This is a genomic window from Caballeronia telluris, assembly GCF_001544495.1.
Lineage (GTDB): Bacteria > Pseudomonadota > Gammaproteobacteria > Burkholderiales > Burkholderiaceae > Caballeronia > Caballeronia telluris.
This window is the reverse complement of sequence record NZ_FCNZ02000001.1, coordinates 409,732-422,256: the sequence shown is the minus strand read 5'-3', so window position 1 is coordinate 422,256 and position 12,525 is coordinate 409,732. Positions and strand designations below refer to the sequence as shown.

15 protein-coding genes are annotated in these 12,525 nt (G+C 68.0%); 5 read left to right on the top strand and 10 right to left on the bottom strand.

Features of this window, described 5'->3' with window-relative positions:
* Positions 1-31: 31 nt before the first annotated feature.
* The gene (locus tag AWB66_RS01920) at positions 32-241 is read left to right on the top strand and encodes a DUF1059 domain-containing protein (RefSeq protein ID WP_087628557.1); all 210 of its coding nucleotides are present in this window, start codon (positions 32-34) and stop codon (positions 239-241) included.
* Between the two features lie 42 nt (positions 242-283).
* Here AWB66_RS01920 and AWB66_RS01915 read toward each other — a convergent pair whose 3' ends face one another.
* From AWB66_RS01915 to AWB66_RS01900, 4 genes are all read right to left on the bottom strand, one after another.
* A complete protein-coding gene (locus AWB66_RS01915; RefSeq protein ID WP_235020946.1) occupies positions 284-1,147 on the bottom strand; it encodes a GNAT family N-acetyltransferase in 864 nt (287 codons plus the stop codon).
* Between the two features lie 165 nt (positions 1,148-1,312).
* Positions 1,313-1,549 carry a hypothetical protein gene (locus AWB66_RS01910; protein ID WP_087628556.1) on the bottom strand — a complete coding sequence of 79 codons (237 nt, stop codon included), beginning with the start codon at positions 1,547-1,549 and terminating at the stop codon, positions 1,313-1,315.
* Between the two features lie 223 nt (positions 1,550-1,772).
* A complete protein-coding gene (locus tag AWB66_RS01905) occupies positions 1,773-2,570 on the bottom strand; it encodes an alpha/beta fold hydrolase (RefSeq protein ID WP_087628555.1) in 798 nt (265 codons plus the stop codon).
* The gene (locus tag AWB66_RS01900; protein WP_087628554.1) at positions 2,567-3,601 is read right to left on the bottom strand and encodes a M14 family zinc carboxypeptidase; all 1,035 of its coding nucleotides are present in this window, start codon (positions 3,599-3,601) and stop codon (positions 2,567-2,569) included. The genes AWB66_RS01905 and AWB66_RS01900 overlap by 4 nt, the downstream gene beginning before the upstream one ends.
* A gap of 231 nt (positions 3,602-3,832) precedes the next feature.
* On the opposite strand from AWB66_RS01900, the gene AWB66_RS01895 reads away from it, so the two are divergent.
* The gene (locus AWB66_RS01895) at positions 3,833-4,102 is read left to right on the top strand and encodes a DUF4148 domain-containing protein (RefSeq protein WP_087628553.1); all 270 of its coding nucleotides are present in this window, start codon (positions 3,833-3,835) and stop codon (positions 4,100-4,102) included.
* Positions 4,103-4,150: 48 nt separating this feature from the next.
* Here the strand turns inward: AWB66_RS01895 and AWB66_RS01890 are convergent, their stop codons facing one another.
* From AWB66_RS01890 to AWB66_RS01880, 3 genes are read right to left on the bottom strand one after another with little or no spacing between them, the layout of a single operon-like run.
* Positions 4,151-5,329, bottom strand: a complete 1,179-nt coding sequence (locus tag AWB66_RS01890) for an acyl-CoA dehydrogenase family protein (protein ID WP_087628552.1) — start codon at positions 5,327-5,329, stop codon at positions 4,151-4,153.
* A gap of 37 nt (positions 5,330-5,366) precedes the next feature.
* Positions 5,367-5,750 carry a nucleotide pyrophosphohydrolase gene (locus AWB66_RS01885; protein WP_087628551.1) on the bottom strand — a complete coding sequence of 128 codons (384 nt, stop codon included), beginning with the start codon at positions 5,748-5,750 and terminating at the stop codon, positions 5,367-5,369.
* 32 nt (positions 5,751-5,782) lie between these two features.
* Positions 5,783-6,766 carry a 2-dehydropantoate 2-reductase gene (locus AWB66_RS01880; protein WP_087628550.1) on the bottom strand — a complete coding sequence of 328 codons (984 nt, stop codon included), beginning with the start codon at positions 6,764-6,766 and terminating at the stop codon, positions 5,783-5,785.
* A gap of 96 nt (positions 6,767-6,862) precedes the next feature.
* Here AWB66_RS01880 and nudC point away from each other — a divergent pair, with 96 nt between their 5' ends.
* Both nudC and AWB66_RS01870 read left to right on the top strand, forming a co-directional pair.
* Complete coding sequence (gene nudC, locus AWB66_RS01875; protein ID WP_087628549.1) at positions 6,863-7,822, top strand: NAD(+) diphosphatase; 960 nt, start codon at positions 6,863-6,865, stop codon at positions 7,820-7,822.
* 7 nt (positions 7,823-7,829) lie between these two features.
* On the top strand, positions 7,830-8,531 hold the full coding sequence (locus AWB66_RS01870; RefSeq protein ID WP_087628781.1) for a HisA/HisF-related TIM barrel protein: 702 nt from the start codon (positions 7,830-7,832) through the stop codon (positions 8,529-8,531).
* Between the two features lie 366 nt (positions 8,532-8,897).
* On the opposite strand, the gene AWB66_RS01865 is transcribed toward AWB66_RS01870, so the two are convergent.
* The gene (locus tag AWB66_RS01865; RefSeq protein ID WP_087628548.1) at positions 8,898-9,344 is read right to left on the bottom strand and encodes a response regulator; all 447 of its coding nucleotides are present in this window, start codon (positions 9,342-9,344) and stop codon (positions 8,898-8,900) included.
* Positions 9,345-9,525: 181 nt separating this feature from the next.
* Between AWB66_RS01865 and AWB66_RS01860 the strand changes: the two genes are divergently transcribed.
* Positions 9,526-10,110, top strand: coding sequence for a peroxidase-related enzyme (locus AWB66_RS01860; RefSeq protein ID WP_087628547.1), 585 nt, complete (start codon positions 9,526-9,528; stop codon positions 10,108-10,110).
* A gap of 9 nt (positions 10,111-10,119) precedes the next feature.
* Here the strand turns inward: AWB66_RS01860 and AWB66_RS01855 are convergent, their stop codons facing one another.
* Entirely contained in the window at positions 10,120-11,259 is a 1,140-nt protein-coding gene (locus tag AWB66_RS01855; RefSeq protein WP_087628546.1) for an acyl-CoA dehydrogenase family protein, read from the bottom strand.
* Positions 11,252-12,478 (bottom strand): CaiB/BaiF CoA transferase family protein, encoded by a 1,227-nt coding sequence (locus AWB66_RS01850; RefSeq protein WP_407642248.1) that lies wholly within the window; start codon positions 12,476-12,478, stop codon positions 11,252-11,254. Before AWB66_RS01850 ends, AWB66_RS01855 begins: the two co-directional genes overlap by 8 nt.
* Between the last annotated feature and the right edge of the window lie 47 nt (positions 12,479-12,525).

The following is a 12,525-nucleotide window of genomic DNA, read 5'->3' as shown; positions in this document are numbered from 1 at the left end:
GCGGGCCGATGACCCGTTGAAGGGAGACATCATGACGCGCAAGTACATCGACTGCCGCGAAGTGCCGAGCGACAACAACTGCTCGGTGGCACTCTCCGCGGATTCCGACGACGAATTGCTCGAGGCAGCCGTGCAGCACGCGGTCGCAGCGCATCAGCATACGGATTCGCCGGAACTGCGTTCGCAACTGAAGACGTTCTTCCACGACGGCACGCCGCCCGTCGATACACCCCGCAAGTAACCGCGTTCAACGAGCGCACCCTCCGCACCGCGCCGGATGCGCTCATCCGAGTTCGAACGACGTCACCCCGAACACGCAATCGAGCGGCACCGCGGGCGGCGCCTTCGTGTACATCCGCGCGGTCTCGAAGACGCTCGACATGCCGTGACGCACGGCGAGCGCGACCGCCTCGGGATTGGCCTCGGGCACATCGAGAAACACCGCCGCGCCGGGCACACGGGCGACGAGCGCGCCGTACAGATCGTCGGCGATGCGCGCGTCGTCGGCGAACAGCGGGCCGATCTTGTAGCCGCTGCGGCAGGCGCGCAGCACGCCGTAACCGCGCACGCGGCCGTCTTCCAGCGCGGCGAGCGCGGCGCCTTCGGGCTGGGCGAGCCACGCGCGCAGGAACGCTTCGCGCGGCGCGCTAAACATCCGGCGGTCGTAGGCGGCGATTGATTCGAACGGCACCGCCGATGCCTCCACGATGCCCGCAGGCGTCGGCGCACCGTCGCGGGCGAGTCCCTCGAACCGGACGTTCCGGTACGCGAGCCGAAAACCCGAGCGCCGATAATTCGCCTGCTGGCTCACGACGCCGTCGAGCCCGATAGTGCGCTCGCCGAGACGGGCGATCCCGGCGTTCCAGAGACGCAGGCCGAATCCGCGTCCGCGAAAGGCGGGCGCCACGATGTAGAGGCCGATGAAGCCGAGCGTATCGCCGTAAGCGACGGCCGACAGGCAGGCGACCGGCTCGCCGTCCAGTTCGCCGATGAAAAAGCCGTGCGGATCGGCGGCACGGAAAGCGAGCGCGTCGTTCAGACCCGGATTCCAGCCTTCGACGGCGGCCCAATCCAGCGCGAGTCCGATTTCGTAGGCGCGCATTCGGCGGATCGTGTAGGCCGCGTCACGATGGGCGGTCGCGTTCATGCCGTGCACCTCGGCGGATGGGTTTGCGCGGATGAGTTGCGCAGATGCGCCGAGTGTCGCGCGATTCGTCACGCGACGGCAAGCGGGGGAAACAGGCGGAAGGGGAAAGAAGAAGTACGGCGATCGGTCCGACGACGCCGGCCGACACGGCGCGCGGACGGCGGTTCAGACGCCGGAATGGCTCGGTTCGGCCTGGCGCGCTCCGGACGCGCGCCATTCGCCCTCGCGGACCGCGCGCTGGCCGTCTTCGCGGGCGTCTTCCTCGGAAGCGAAGCCCTCGTAGCTATACGAGACGACTTTCATCCCGTTGCCTGTCGGCCGGGGGATGGTGATGGCCCAGTGCCACTCGCCATCCTGCTCGAAAATGTGCAGCGTAGGGTCAGACGACTTCTGAGCGTCCATGATTCGACTCCTTGCGGCAAGCCACTGCGCGGCGCCTCGTTTGCATCGTCTGGACGGAGATCCGGCTCGCCGGGGCGCCATCACGGCGCTCGATGCAAGGGCCACGCGATCCTGCCCAGCCAACACAGGATACGCGGCGCATTGTTGCGTTGCAACATCCCGATCGCCCGGACGTGGTGCAAATCGTACGGTCCTCAATTGGACAAAAGCGCGTCGAAAGCGATCAGGCGGGCTCGCGACGACTGCTGGCTTCGTGTTTAGATTCATCGACTAAACGCAGCCAGTCGGCGATTGTGTCGCAGGTCCAGGCGGGGTCGTCGTGCGGCAAATCGTGTCCCGCCCACGGATGGCGCGCGTGCGTCGCGCCCCACTGCGCGGCGATGCGCCCGGAACACACCGGATCGACGAGCTTGTCGACTGTCGAGGACAGCAGCAGCGTCGGGCAACGCGGCGCTTCGCGCGGCGCGCGAAAGCGCGCCGCCGCCGAAAGCTGGCGCAACGCGCGCGCCGCGCTCACGGGCGCCGTGTCGCGCACCTGCGTCCACGCGGCGAGATCGGCGTCGAGCGTGTCGTGCCGGTTGCAGGTCAGCGCATGAATGATGCGCTCGCATTCTTCGCCGCGCGTCCAGCAAGCCGCGACGCGAACCAGCGCGGGCCACGCCGACGGCCGCAAACGCTCGCCGACGCCCGCAAACGGCCGCATGCTCGTATTGATGAGCACGAGCCGGTCGATTTCCCCGGGATGACGCGCCGCCCACTGCGTCGCGACCATCGCGCCGAGCGACATCGCCAGGAGCCGGTACGGCGCCGCGATTCCCGCTGCCTGCGCGCGCGAGCGGACCGACTCCGCGATGCCGTCCACGTTCGCGGGCACGCGCATCGCGCGCGCGGTGCCGTTGCCCGGCAGGTCGATCGACAGAACGCCGCCGGCAGCCGCGATCCGCGTGCGGAAATCGTCGGCGAAGGAGCCCCAGTGGCGCGCCTCGCGCGTGAGTCCGCGCAGCAGGAGCCACTGGCTCATGGCGCGCCCTTGCTTCGCCAGTGCTCGGCGGCGCGCGCCATCGCCTGCTCACGGAAATCGCCGCGCGGCAGCCATCGATGCGACGAAAATGCCGCGCGCGTCAGAAAGTCGAAGAAATTGGGATGCCGCCGCAGCACGCGCCTCGTCCGATGCGCCTTGATCGGGTTATAGATGCCCAAGCGCGAGAACAACTGCGGCGGATTCTTCCTGATCCAGCGCCAGGAACCGAGTTCGAGCGTCATCGGCAGGAAAATGTTCGGCGCGCGCGTGCGGTCGTAGGCGCAGTCCCAGAGATCGCCGTGCAGCAGATACTGATGGCTCTGCGGCTCGAACGCGTAGCCGTGATGCGGACACGACTGCTCGAACATCGTCTTCAGCATGAACATCTCGGCGAGATGCGGCATCTGCCGGTCGGTGCGCGCGTAGGGAAACCAGATGCTGTCGTCCCAGCCGAAACCCGAATGGCAGTCGAGTGCGAAGCTGAGCGGCCGCGACATCAGTTCCTCCTCGACGACGGAAAGGAGCGCCGCGCTTTCCACTTCCATCGATGCGTCGCGACTGCCGCGATACCACGGCAGCCACGGCCCGATGCGCTGTCCGCCCGCAAGCCACGGCACGCGGCCTTCGGCGCTTTGCGGCGCGTTGCGCATCAGGTCGACGCCGTTCGGGTTCGAGCGCGTGCGCGCCCACATGCCACCAGGGTTCACAATCGGCATGAAGACGAGCCGGATCGAACGCAATTGCTCGGATAAAAGATCGTCCCATTCGAGGCGGCGCAAAAGCGCGCGCATGTAGTCGAGGATCAGTTGCGTGCCGATCCGCTCCAGTCCGTGCACGCCGCCGAAGAAGCCGATCGCGGGCGCGGCGGGATCGGTTGCGCCGAGGGTCGCGATGAGGATCGGGAACGTGTGGCGGCCGGTCCGCACTTCGGTCACCGTGCGTTCGACGAACCAGGCGCGGCCGGCATCGAGCAGCGACCGGAGGTCGTCGAGTTCCGCAAAGCTGTCCGAGGCAACCCGCAACGTGCTCATGGTCACGCCCCTGTCGTGTGATTGTTCCGATGGACTCGTGCGCGGCCGGCGCTCGCCGCGTGCTCCGATTTTCGCGCGGCCGGATGACTGCGTACAGCGCGGCGCACGACGGGACAGCCGTTTGCATCGGACGGGCCGAGGCTAGCATTTCGGACCTCAATCGCGCCTCGCCTTGTGCCGAGCCTCGCCTAGAATGAAAAAACCGTCTTCCGACGGTGCGAGGCTCCCGCCATGAAAAACCTTCCCTGCCTGCTGGCCGGCGCGCTGTTCGGCGCGTCGTGTTTCGCTTCGGCGTATGCGCAACCGCCGTCGAAGTCCGATCCGTCCGCGCCCAAGACCCGCGCCGAGGTCAAGGCCGACACGCTCGCCTGGCTCGCCGCCGGCTACGATCCGAACAACTGGTGGGACTATCCCGACAACGCGCAGCGCGCCGGACGCATCGTCGCGGCGCAGCGTGCGCAGGAAGCGGGCGCGGGCGGCGCGCAGATGCGCCCGCAGTGACGTCCCGTTGACGCACGCGGCCCGCTCACGCGACGCGTTCCACCGCGCTCATTCCCGGCCCGCGCGCTTGTCGCCGCGCAGGATGCGTCGCGCGATGCTCCAGCGATGCACTTCCGACGGGCCGTCGTAGATGCGAAACGCGCGCATGTCCGCGAAGATCCGCGCGACGACGGTCTCGTGCGTCACGCCCTGTCCGCCCAGCACCTGCACGGAGCGGTCGACCACGCGCCACAGCGCCTCCGACGACACCACCTTCGCGATGCTCGATTCGTGCTTGCCGAGCACGCCCTGGTCGAGCACCCACGCGCAGTGCCAGATCGCGAGGCGCGTGACGTGCAGGTCCATTTCGTTGTCGGCGAGCATGAAGCCGACGCCCTCGTGTTCGCCGAGCGCGCGCCCGAACGCCTGCCGCTCGCGCGCATACGCCGAAGCGACGTCGTGCGCGCGCCGTGCCGCGCCGAGCCAGCGCATGCAGTGCGTGAGACGCGCGGGCGAAAGCCGCACCTGCGCGTAGCGGAAGCCTTCGCCAGCTTCACCCAGCACGTTCGCCGCCGGAACCCGCAGGCCCTCGAAACGCACGACGGCGTGGCCGCCCGGAAAACACGTGTCGAGCGAATCCATCGCGCGTTCGATCACGATGCCCGGGCTCGTCATGTCGGCGAGAAACATGGTCGCGGGGCCGTCCGAGAGCTTCGCCATCACGATCGCGACCGCCGCGCCCTCCGCGCCCGTGATGAACCATTTGCGGCCGTCGATCACGTAATCGTCGCCGTCGCGGGTCGCGACGGTCTGCAGCATCGACGGGTCCGCGCCCGCGCCGGGCGGCGGCTCGGTCATGCAGAAGCACGAGCGGATCTCGCCCGCCGCGAGCGGACGCAGCCAGCGTTCCTTCTGCTCGGGCGTCGCGATCGCTTCGAGCAGATGCATGTTGCCTTCGTCGGGCGCGGCGATGTTGAGCGCGACCGGGCCGAGCGGCGAATACCCGGCCTCCTCGAAAAGAATCGCTTTCGCGACATGGCCGAGCCCGAGGCCGCCGAATTCCGGCGACACATGGCTCGACAGCAGTCCCGCGCGCCGTCCCTTGGCGATCAGTTCCGCGCGCAGCGACTCGTTCGGTCCATGCGGCGTGCAGCGCGGATCGCGTTCGAACGGCACGATTTCGTCGGCGATGAAGGCGCGCACGCGTGCCTGCAACTCGGTCAGTTCGGGGGAAAGCGAGAAGTCCATCGGCGGTTCCTGTCGTTTGACGTGACGGCTTGCAGCCTCAATCTTCGTACTCACTATACTTGCGCGCGTCGCCGCGAACCTTGTGCGCCGGATATTTCGCCCGGTTCAACGCCATCTTCTCGAACACCGCGCGATACAGATCGACGTCGAGCCGGTCGGCCAGCATCACGAGGTAGGCGAGCACATCGGCCATCTCATGGCGGATGGCGGTGAGCTTGGCGTCGTCGAGTTCGTCGCGCTCGCCCGAGGCGAGCCACTGGAACGGTTCGAGCAACTCGCTCGCTTCGACGCTGATCGCGGTCGCCAGATTCTTCGGCGTGTGAAAGCGCGCCCAGTCGCGCTCGCGGACGAACTCGCGCGTAAGCGCGCGCAGTTCGTCGAATTCGCCACGCGAGGGCGGCGGGTCCTGCGGTTCGTTCATGTCGAGGTTCCTACTTTTGGTTGCGCGTGCGGTCAGTTCGCCGGATACAGCCCGAGCGTGCGCGCCTTCAGCCGCGCAAGTCCGAAGAGCGCATCGGTGAACGGCGTCGCGACGCCGGTCATCCGGCCGAGTTCGCACACCGCCGCCACCAGCGCATCCAGTTCGACCGGCCGCGCCGCCTCGACATCCTGCAGCATCGACGTCTTGATCGCGCCGAGCCGCAGCGTGACCGCGTGCCGGTCGGCGGGCGCCTGGTCGATCGGAATGCCGAAGCGCGCGCCGATCTCCTTCGCCTCCAGCATGATGCTCGTGACGAACCCGCGCACGAGGTCGTCGCCGAGAATGCGGTCGGTCGTGGCGCCGGTGATCGCGCTGATCGGGTTCATCGTCATGTTGCCCCACAGCTTGAACCAGACTTCGCGCTGAATCTGGTCGCACGCGCTCGCCTCGAAACCGGCTTCGTTCAGCCGCGCGCACAGTGCTTCCACCCGTTCGCTCGGGCGCCCCGCCGCTTCGCCGACGATCAGGCCGTTTCCCTGAACGTGACGGATCACGCCGGGCGCATCCGTCGCGCAGGCCGCGTGCACGACGCAGCCGAGCGTGCGCGCGCCGGGAATGGCCGCCGCGATTTCGCCGTGCGGATCGACCGAGGCGAGCCGCTTGCCCGCGAAATCGCCGCGCAGGCCGTCGCAGAACCACCACGGCACGCCGTTCATCGCCGTGAGGACGACCGTGCCGGCGCCGAGAAGCGGCGCGATGCGCGCCGCCACCGACGCCATCGCCGGCGCCTTCACCGCCACCACGACGACGTCCTGCGCACCGAGGTCAGCGGGATCGGCGCTCGCGCGCACCCCGACCGCGTGGGTCGCGCCGCCTTCCACGAGGCGCAGGCCGTGCGCGGCGAGCGCGTCGAGCGTCGCACCGCGCGCGACCACGCTCACGTCGTGCCCCGCCTGAGCCAGCCTGACGCCGATCCATCCGCCGATCGCACCCGCGCCGTAAATGCACACCTTCATCGTCTCGCTCCTTTGTCCCGTGCGATGCGCGCGCCTGCCGCATCCCACGCGTCATGGTAAGTTGCAACCTGCGCGATCGTACCGAAAAATCTTTCCATGCCCCTTCCAGATCCCTTCCTCGCCCTTGGCTTTGCGTTCAACCCGCTCAACCGGCATTCCGAAAAACGCGACGACGAAGCGTTCATCGAGCGCCTCTATCGCGATCCGTCGACGCGGTTCGTCGTTTTCAGCACGGATGTTCCGCTGCTGAAAGCGTCGAACGGACACGACGCGCTCTTTTCCGCCGACGAAGCCGCCCGCTTCGGCGAGCCGGTGCAGACGGTCTTTCTCGGCCAGGAAACGGACGGCGAGCACGAGGGCCGCGCGCTCTTCGCGCTGGGGTTCGAGAAGGACGCGATCGAGGCACCGGCGCCGCCTGCGGACGTCGAGCCGATCGACCTGCGCTCGATCGCGATGCGGGGGCTCGTTGCGCCTGCGCTCGTCGGCGCGCTCGGTCAGGCAAAGTCGATGCTGGACTGGCACCGTCGCCACCGCTTCTGCGCAAACTGCGGACAGCCGAGCCGCGCGGCGGCGGCCGGCTGGCGCCGTCACTGCGACGCCTGCGGCACGCAGCACTTTCCGCGCGTCGACCCGGTGGTGATCATGCTCGCCATCGACGGCGAGCGCTGCCTGCTCGGCCGCCAGCGCCAGTTCGCGCCGGGCATGTATTCGGCGCTCGCGGGCTTCGTCGAGCCGGGCGAGACGGCCGCCGACGCCGTCGTGCGCGAAGTGCTGGAGGAAGCCGGCGTGCGCTGTTCCGGCGTGACGCAGTTCGCCACGCAGCCGTGGCCGTTTCCGTCTTCGCTGATGATCGGCTGCTTCGCGCACGCCGACGACACGCAGATCGTCGTCGATACGGTCGAACTCGAAGACGCGCGCTGGTTTTCGCGCGCCGAAGTCGCGTCGATGCTCGATGGCACGCATCCGGACGGCCTCACGGCGCCGAAGCCCTTCGCGATCGCGCATCACCTGCTGCGCGCATTCGCCGACCGTGGCACCGCCGTGCTCGGCCACTGACGCCGCGATGCGGATCATCCCCGTCGTCGATCTTCTGGACGGCGTCGCCGTCCATGCGGTGCGCGGCGAGCGCAGCCGCTATCGGCCGGTGCAGTCGCAACTGTGCAGCGGCAGCGATCCGGCCGTCGTCGCGCGCGCGCTCGTCGACTATTGCGCGGCGCCCGTGCTCTACGTCGCGGACCTCGACGGCATCATGCGCGGCGCGCCGCAGCGGGCCGCGCTCGCGCGTCTCGCCCGCGCGCTGCCGGGCGTCGAATTGTGGCTCGATGCGGGCTTCACCGATGGCGCGTCCGCGCTCGACACGATTGCCTCGTTGCGGAAAGAAGGCGCGGTCGTCACGCCGGTCTTCGGCAGCGAAACCTTGCGCGCCGAGCCGGTTCACGCGTTCGCGCACGATGCGGTGCTCTCGCTCGACCGCCGGCTCGATGCGCCGCTCGGCGATCCCGCACTGTGGCACGACGCATCGCGCTGGCCTGCGCGCGTGATCGCGATGTCGCTCGACCGGGTCGGCTCGTACAGCGGCCCCGATCTCGCGACGCTCGCCGAAATCCGGCGCCGCGCGGGAAACGATCGTACGATCGCAGGCGCGGGCGGCGTGCGTCACATCGACGACTTGCGCGCGGCTGAAGCCGCCGGCGCGAACGCGTGGCTCATCGCGTCGGCTTTGCATGACCGCAGTATCGCGCCGTCTGATGCTGCCGATCTTTAGTTAGCTAACCTACTTTTTACGGGTCAGCTTCTTTTTGGCAACGAATGCGCGCGGACACGAGTACGCCGCGTGCTTGAAATCATGCGACCATCTGCGCCGAACCGCCATCCGCTTCTGAATGTGCTCGCGCTCTCGCACCGTCACCTCGCCCAATACATGACCGCGACCCAGGCACCGCTCCCACGCGACGAATAGCCGATCAAACGAAGGCGTTACCAGCGAGTTCGTACACGTCTTCACGTTCCGCAAAGAGAAAAAGCACCTCGCCGCCGACTATCATCGCGATCCGAACGCGGAGCATCTAAAGCTCTTCCGGCTCCGCTCTTCACCGATTTCAACAACACAAGGCGTCGCCGCGCGCGCAACCTACGCGCCCGAAGCCGGCTGCTGAAGGAAATACTGCTCGATCACTTCGATGATCCGCGCCGGCTCGGTCGGCTTGACAAAGTACGCGTCGAAGCCGCTGCGACGCGAGCGCTGCCAGTCCGCGTAGTCGGTGGAACTCGTGTGCGCCATCAGCAGCATGCCGGGGTCCGACGCGCGGATCACTTCGGCCGCCTCCCAGCCGTCGCCGAGCGGCATCGTCAGGTCGAGCAGCACGGTGGCCGGCCGCCATTTGCGCGCCACGCCGACCGCATCGAGCCCCGTGTGCGCCGCGCGCACGACGAAGCCCGCATCCTCCAGCGCGAGCATCGTGGCGCGCGTCGCGCTGAGGTCGTCGTCGGCGATCAGGACGCGCTTTTCCTCGATCGGCGATGCCGCTTGCGGAATGCGCCAGATCGTTTCTCGCGGAGTGCGTTCGTAGGGTTCCATGCGCCGTCGTTGCGCCCTTTTGCGTCGGTTGTCCAAGAAAGCACTCTGTTAGCAACCGGCATACCTTCGACGCGTTTCTACGGGAAAACGCCGACGCCGCGCCTTCGGCGTTCCCGAACCACGAGCCGCTACAATCGGCCGACGCCCCTCTGGCGCGAGATTCCCGACCACGGAGACCCCCATGACGAACGCGAAGCCGATCAGCCGCTACCCCGTACCCGATCCCGCTATCTGGCCCGAGGATATCCGAGCACGCATCGTCGCAGTGCAGGAAAAGGCCGGTTTCGTGCCGAACGTGTTCCTCACGCTCGCGCACCGCCCCGACGAATTCCGCGCGTTCTTCGCGTACCACGACGCGCTGATGCTCAAGGAAGGCGGTCTCACCAAAGGCGAGCGCGAAATGATCGTGGTCGCGACGAGCGCGGTGAACGAGTGTCTTTATTGCGTCGTCGCGCATGGGGCGATCCTGCGCATCTATGAAAAAAATATGCTGGTCGCCGATCAGGTCGCGGTCAATCATCGCAAGGCAGACATCACGCCCCGGCAAAAGACGATGCTCGACTTCGCGCTGAAGGTGTGCCGCGCGTCGGGCAGTGTCGATGAAGCGGATTTCGCGGCGCTGCGCGAGCACGGCTTCTCCGACGAGGACATCTGGGACATCGCCGCTATCACGGCGTTTTTCGGGCTCTCGAACCGGATGGCGAACGTGATTTCGATGCAGCCCAACGACGAGTTCTTTTTGATGGGCCGCGTTCCGAAGTCGTGATGACGTCGCTCACGCCAGCAACGCCCGCGCGATGACCGTGCGCTGGATTTCCGACGATCCTTCGTAGATGCGCAGGATGCGCGCATCGCGCACGAGCCGCTCGAGCGGCAACTCGCGCGTGTAGCCGTAACCGCCGTGCATCTGCAAGGCGGCATCCGTGACGAAGCCGGCCATCTCTGTGGCGTAGAGCTTCGCCATCGATGCAGCGTCGGTGAACGGTCCGCCCGCCGCGCGCCGCGCCGCCGCCTGAAGCGTGAGGAGCCAGGCGGCTTCGAGGCGCGTCTTCATGTCCGCGAGAACCCACTGCAGCCCCTGCTTGTGCGCGAGCGGCTCGCCGCCCACGCGGCGCTCCTTCACCCAGCCGACCGCGTGCGCGAGCGCCGCTTCGGCGATGCCGAGCGCCGTCGCCGCCACGTCGAGTCGGCTGCTGTCCAGCACCTTCATCGCCGTGCGAAAGCCGCTGCCCTCGGCGCCGAGCCGGTTGAGAGCGGGCACGAAGCAGTCGAACGACACTTCGTGCGCGGGCGCCCCATGAATGCCCATCAGCTTCTCGGGCGGCCCGACATCGACACCCGTCGCGTGCCGGTCGACCACGAACGCGCTGATCCCGCGCGCGCCCGCGTCCACGTTCGTCTTCGCGTAGACGACGATGAAGTCGGCCGCGTGCGCGTTCGAGATGAAGTGCTTCACGCCGCAGAGCCGGTAGCCCTCGCCTTCGGGCAAGGCGCGCGTCGCCATGTCGGCGGGATTCGAGCCCGCGCGCGGCTCGGTGAGCGCGAACGCGCCGAGCTTGCGTCCCGCCGCTGCGTCGGGAAGAAAGCGCTCGCGCTGTGCATCGTCGCCGCCGATCAGGATCGAATCGGTCGCGAGATAGTGCGCGCCGATCATCGACGACGTGGCCGCGCACGCACGCGCGATCTCGACGAGCGCCAGGACGATCGACGCAGGCGTTGCACCGCTGCCGCCCCAGCGCTCAGGCACGTTCATGCCCATGACACCGAGTTCGCCCAGTTGAGCAACGTAGCGCGTCGTCGCGATCTCGTCGCGGTCCACGATGGCCGCTTGCGGCGCAAGCTCGCTCTGCGCGAAGCGCGCGATCGCATCGGCGATTTCGATGTCGCCGTCTTCGATGCCGAGTCGCTTAAGCATGATCGCGCTCCTTTTGCGAGGCGTTTCCGAAGGCGCCCAGCCTGCGCAGCGCTTCGATCTGGCTCGCGTTCATGCCGAGCTGGTCGCGCAGGATCGCGTCGGTATGCTCGCCGAGCGCGGGTGCGCGCGTCACGCGATTGCCCGCGTACCCCGAGAACTTCACCGGCTGCGAAGGCAGCCGCCGCGCGCGGCCACTCGCATGCGGCGTCTCGCTCAACAAGCCGCGAAAGGCGGCGTGTTCGCTTTCGAGCGCCTGCTGGACGTTGCGGATCGGCGCGACCGGAATGCGCGCGGCTTCGAGCATCGCGTTGACCTCTTCCACCGACCGCTCGCGCGACCAGCTTTCGATCGCGTCCCGCAGCGCCGCCTCGTTCTCGCAGCGCGACTGATCGTCGGCGAAGCGCGGGTCGCTCGCGAGTTGCGGGGCGTCGATCGCCTGGGCGAACGCATCGAAGAGCCGGTTGTTCAGCACCGCCACGACGAAGAACCCATCGGCGGCACGATATGCCCCGAACGGCGCCGACGACGCATGCCGGTTGCCCGTGCGCACGGGCGCGATGCCCGTCGCCGCATAGCGCGCGACGAGCGTGGCCGAGAGCGCGAGCGTCGCGTCGAACATCGACACGTCGACGTGCGTGCCGCGCCCGGTCTTTTCGCGCGCCAGCAGCGCGGCCAGCACGCCCCACGACGCGAAGAGTCCGCTCACCACGTCCGACACCGATTCGCCGACGAGCGTCGGCGGGCCGTCGGGCGAACCGGTCGCGTCCATCAGGCCGCACATCGCTTGCAGGATGATGTCGTAGGCCGGCCGGTGCGCATGCGGTCCCGTCTGCCCGAACCCCGACACGCTTGCATAGACGAGCGCCGGATTCACTTCGCTCAACTGCGCATGGCCGATGCCGAGCTTGTCGGCGACGCCCGGCCGGAAATTCTCCACGACGACATCCGCCCAGGCGCACAGTGTTTGCGCGAGCGTGCGGCCGGCGTCGGTCTTCAGGTCGATGACGATGCTCTGCTTGTTGCGGTTCAGCGCGCCGAAGAGGCCGCTCTCGCCGTCGCTGAACGGGCCGACCGCGCGGTAATCGTCGCCGTCGGGCGGCTCGATCTTGATGACTTCCGCGCCCAGGTCGGCGAGCAGCGCGGTGCAGTAAGGGCCCGCGAGCACGCGGGAAAAGTCGATCACATGGATGCCGGCCAGCGGCAGCGCGTCTTCGCTCACGTCCATCTCCTTCTCAGATTCGTCGATCGGCCGATTCTGTTCGCTGT

Excerpts from the sequence above, each read along its gene's own strand:
- AWB66_RS01895 (WP_087628553.1), top strand. The coding sequence starts at position 3,833 with ATGAAAAACCTTCCCTGCCTGCTGGCCGGCGCGCTGTTCGGCGCGTCG.
- AWB66_RS01865 (WP_087628548.1), bottom strand. The coding sequence starts at position 9,344 with ATGGAACCCTACGAACGCACTCCGCGAGAAACGATCTGGCGCATTCCG.
- AWB66_RS01870 (WP_087628781.1), top strand. The coding sequence starts at position 7,830 with ATGCGGATCATCCCCGTCGTCGATCTTCTGGACGGCGTCGCCGTCCAT.
- AWB66_RS01880 (WP_087628550.1), bottom strand. The coding sequence starts at position 6,766 with ATGAAGGTGTGCATTTACGGCGCGGGTGCGATCGGCGGATGGATCGGC.
- nudC (WP_087628549.1), top strand. The coding sequence starts at position 6,863 with ATGCCCCTTCCAGATCCCTTCCTCGCCCTTGGCTTTGCGTTCAACCCG.
- AWB66_RS01860 (WP_087628547.1), top strand. The coding sequence starts at position 9,526 with ATGACGAACGCGAAGCCGATCAGCCGCTACCCCGTACCCGATCCCGCT.
- AWB66_RS01905 (WP_087628555.1), bottom strand. The coding sequence starts at position 2,570 with ATGAGCCAGTGGCTCCTGCTGCGCGGACTCACGCGCGAGGCGCGCCAC.
- AWB66_RS01855 (WP_087628546.1), bottom strand. The coding sequence starts at position 11,259 with ATGCTTAAGCGACTCGGCATCGAAGACGGCGACATCGAAATCGCCGAT.
- AWB66_RS01885 (WP_087628551.1), bottom strand. The coding sequence starts at position 5,750 with ATGAACGAACCGCAGGACCCGCCGCCCTCGCGTGGCGAATTCGACGAA.
- AWB66_RS01915 (WP_235020946.1), bottom strand. The coding sequence starts at position 1,147 with ATGAACGCGACCGCCCATCGTGACGCGGCCTACACGATCCGCCGAATG.
- AWB66_RS01910 (WP_087628556.1), bottom strand. The coding sequence starts at position 1,549 with ATGGACGCTCAGAAGTCGTCTGACCCTACGCTGCACATTTTCGAGCAG.
- AWB66_RS01890 (WP_087628552.1), bottom strand. The coding sequence starts at position 5,329 with ATGGACTTCTCGCTTTCCCCCGAACTGACCGAGTTGCAGGCACGCGTG.
- AWB66_RS01920 (WP_087628557.1), top strand. The coding sequence starts at position 32 with ATGACGCGCAAGTACATCGACTGCCGCGAAGTGCCGAGCGACAACAAC.
- AWB66_RS01900 (WP_087628554.1), bottom strand. The coding sequence starts at position 3,601 with ATGAGCACGTTGCGGGTTGCCTCGGACAGCTTTGCGGAACTCGACGAC.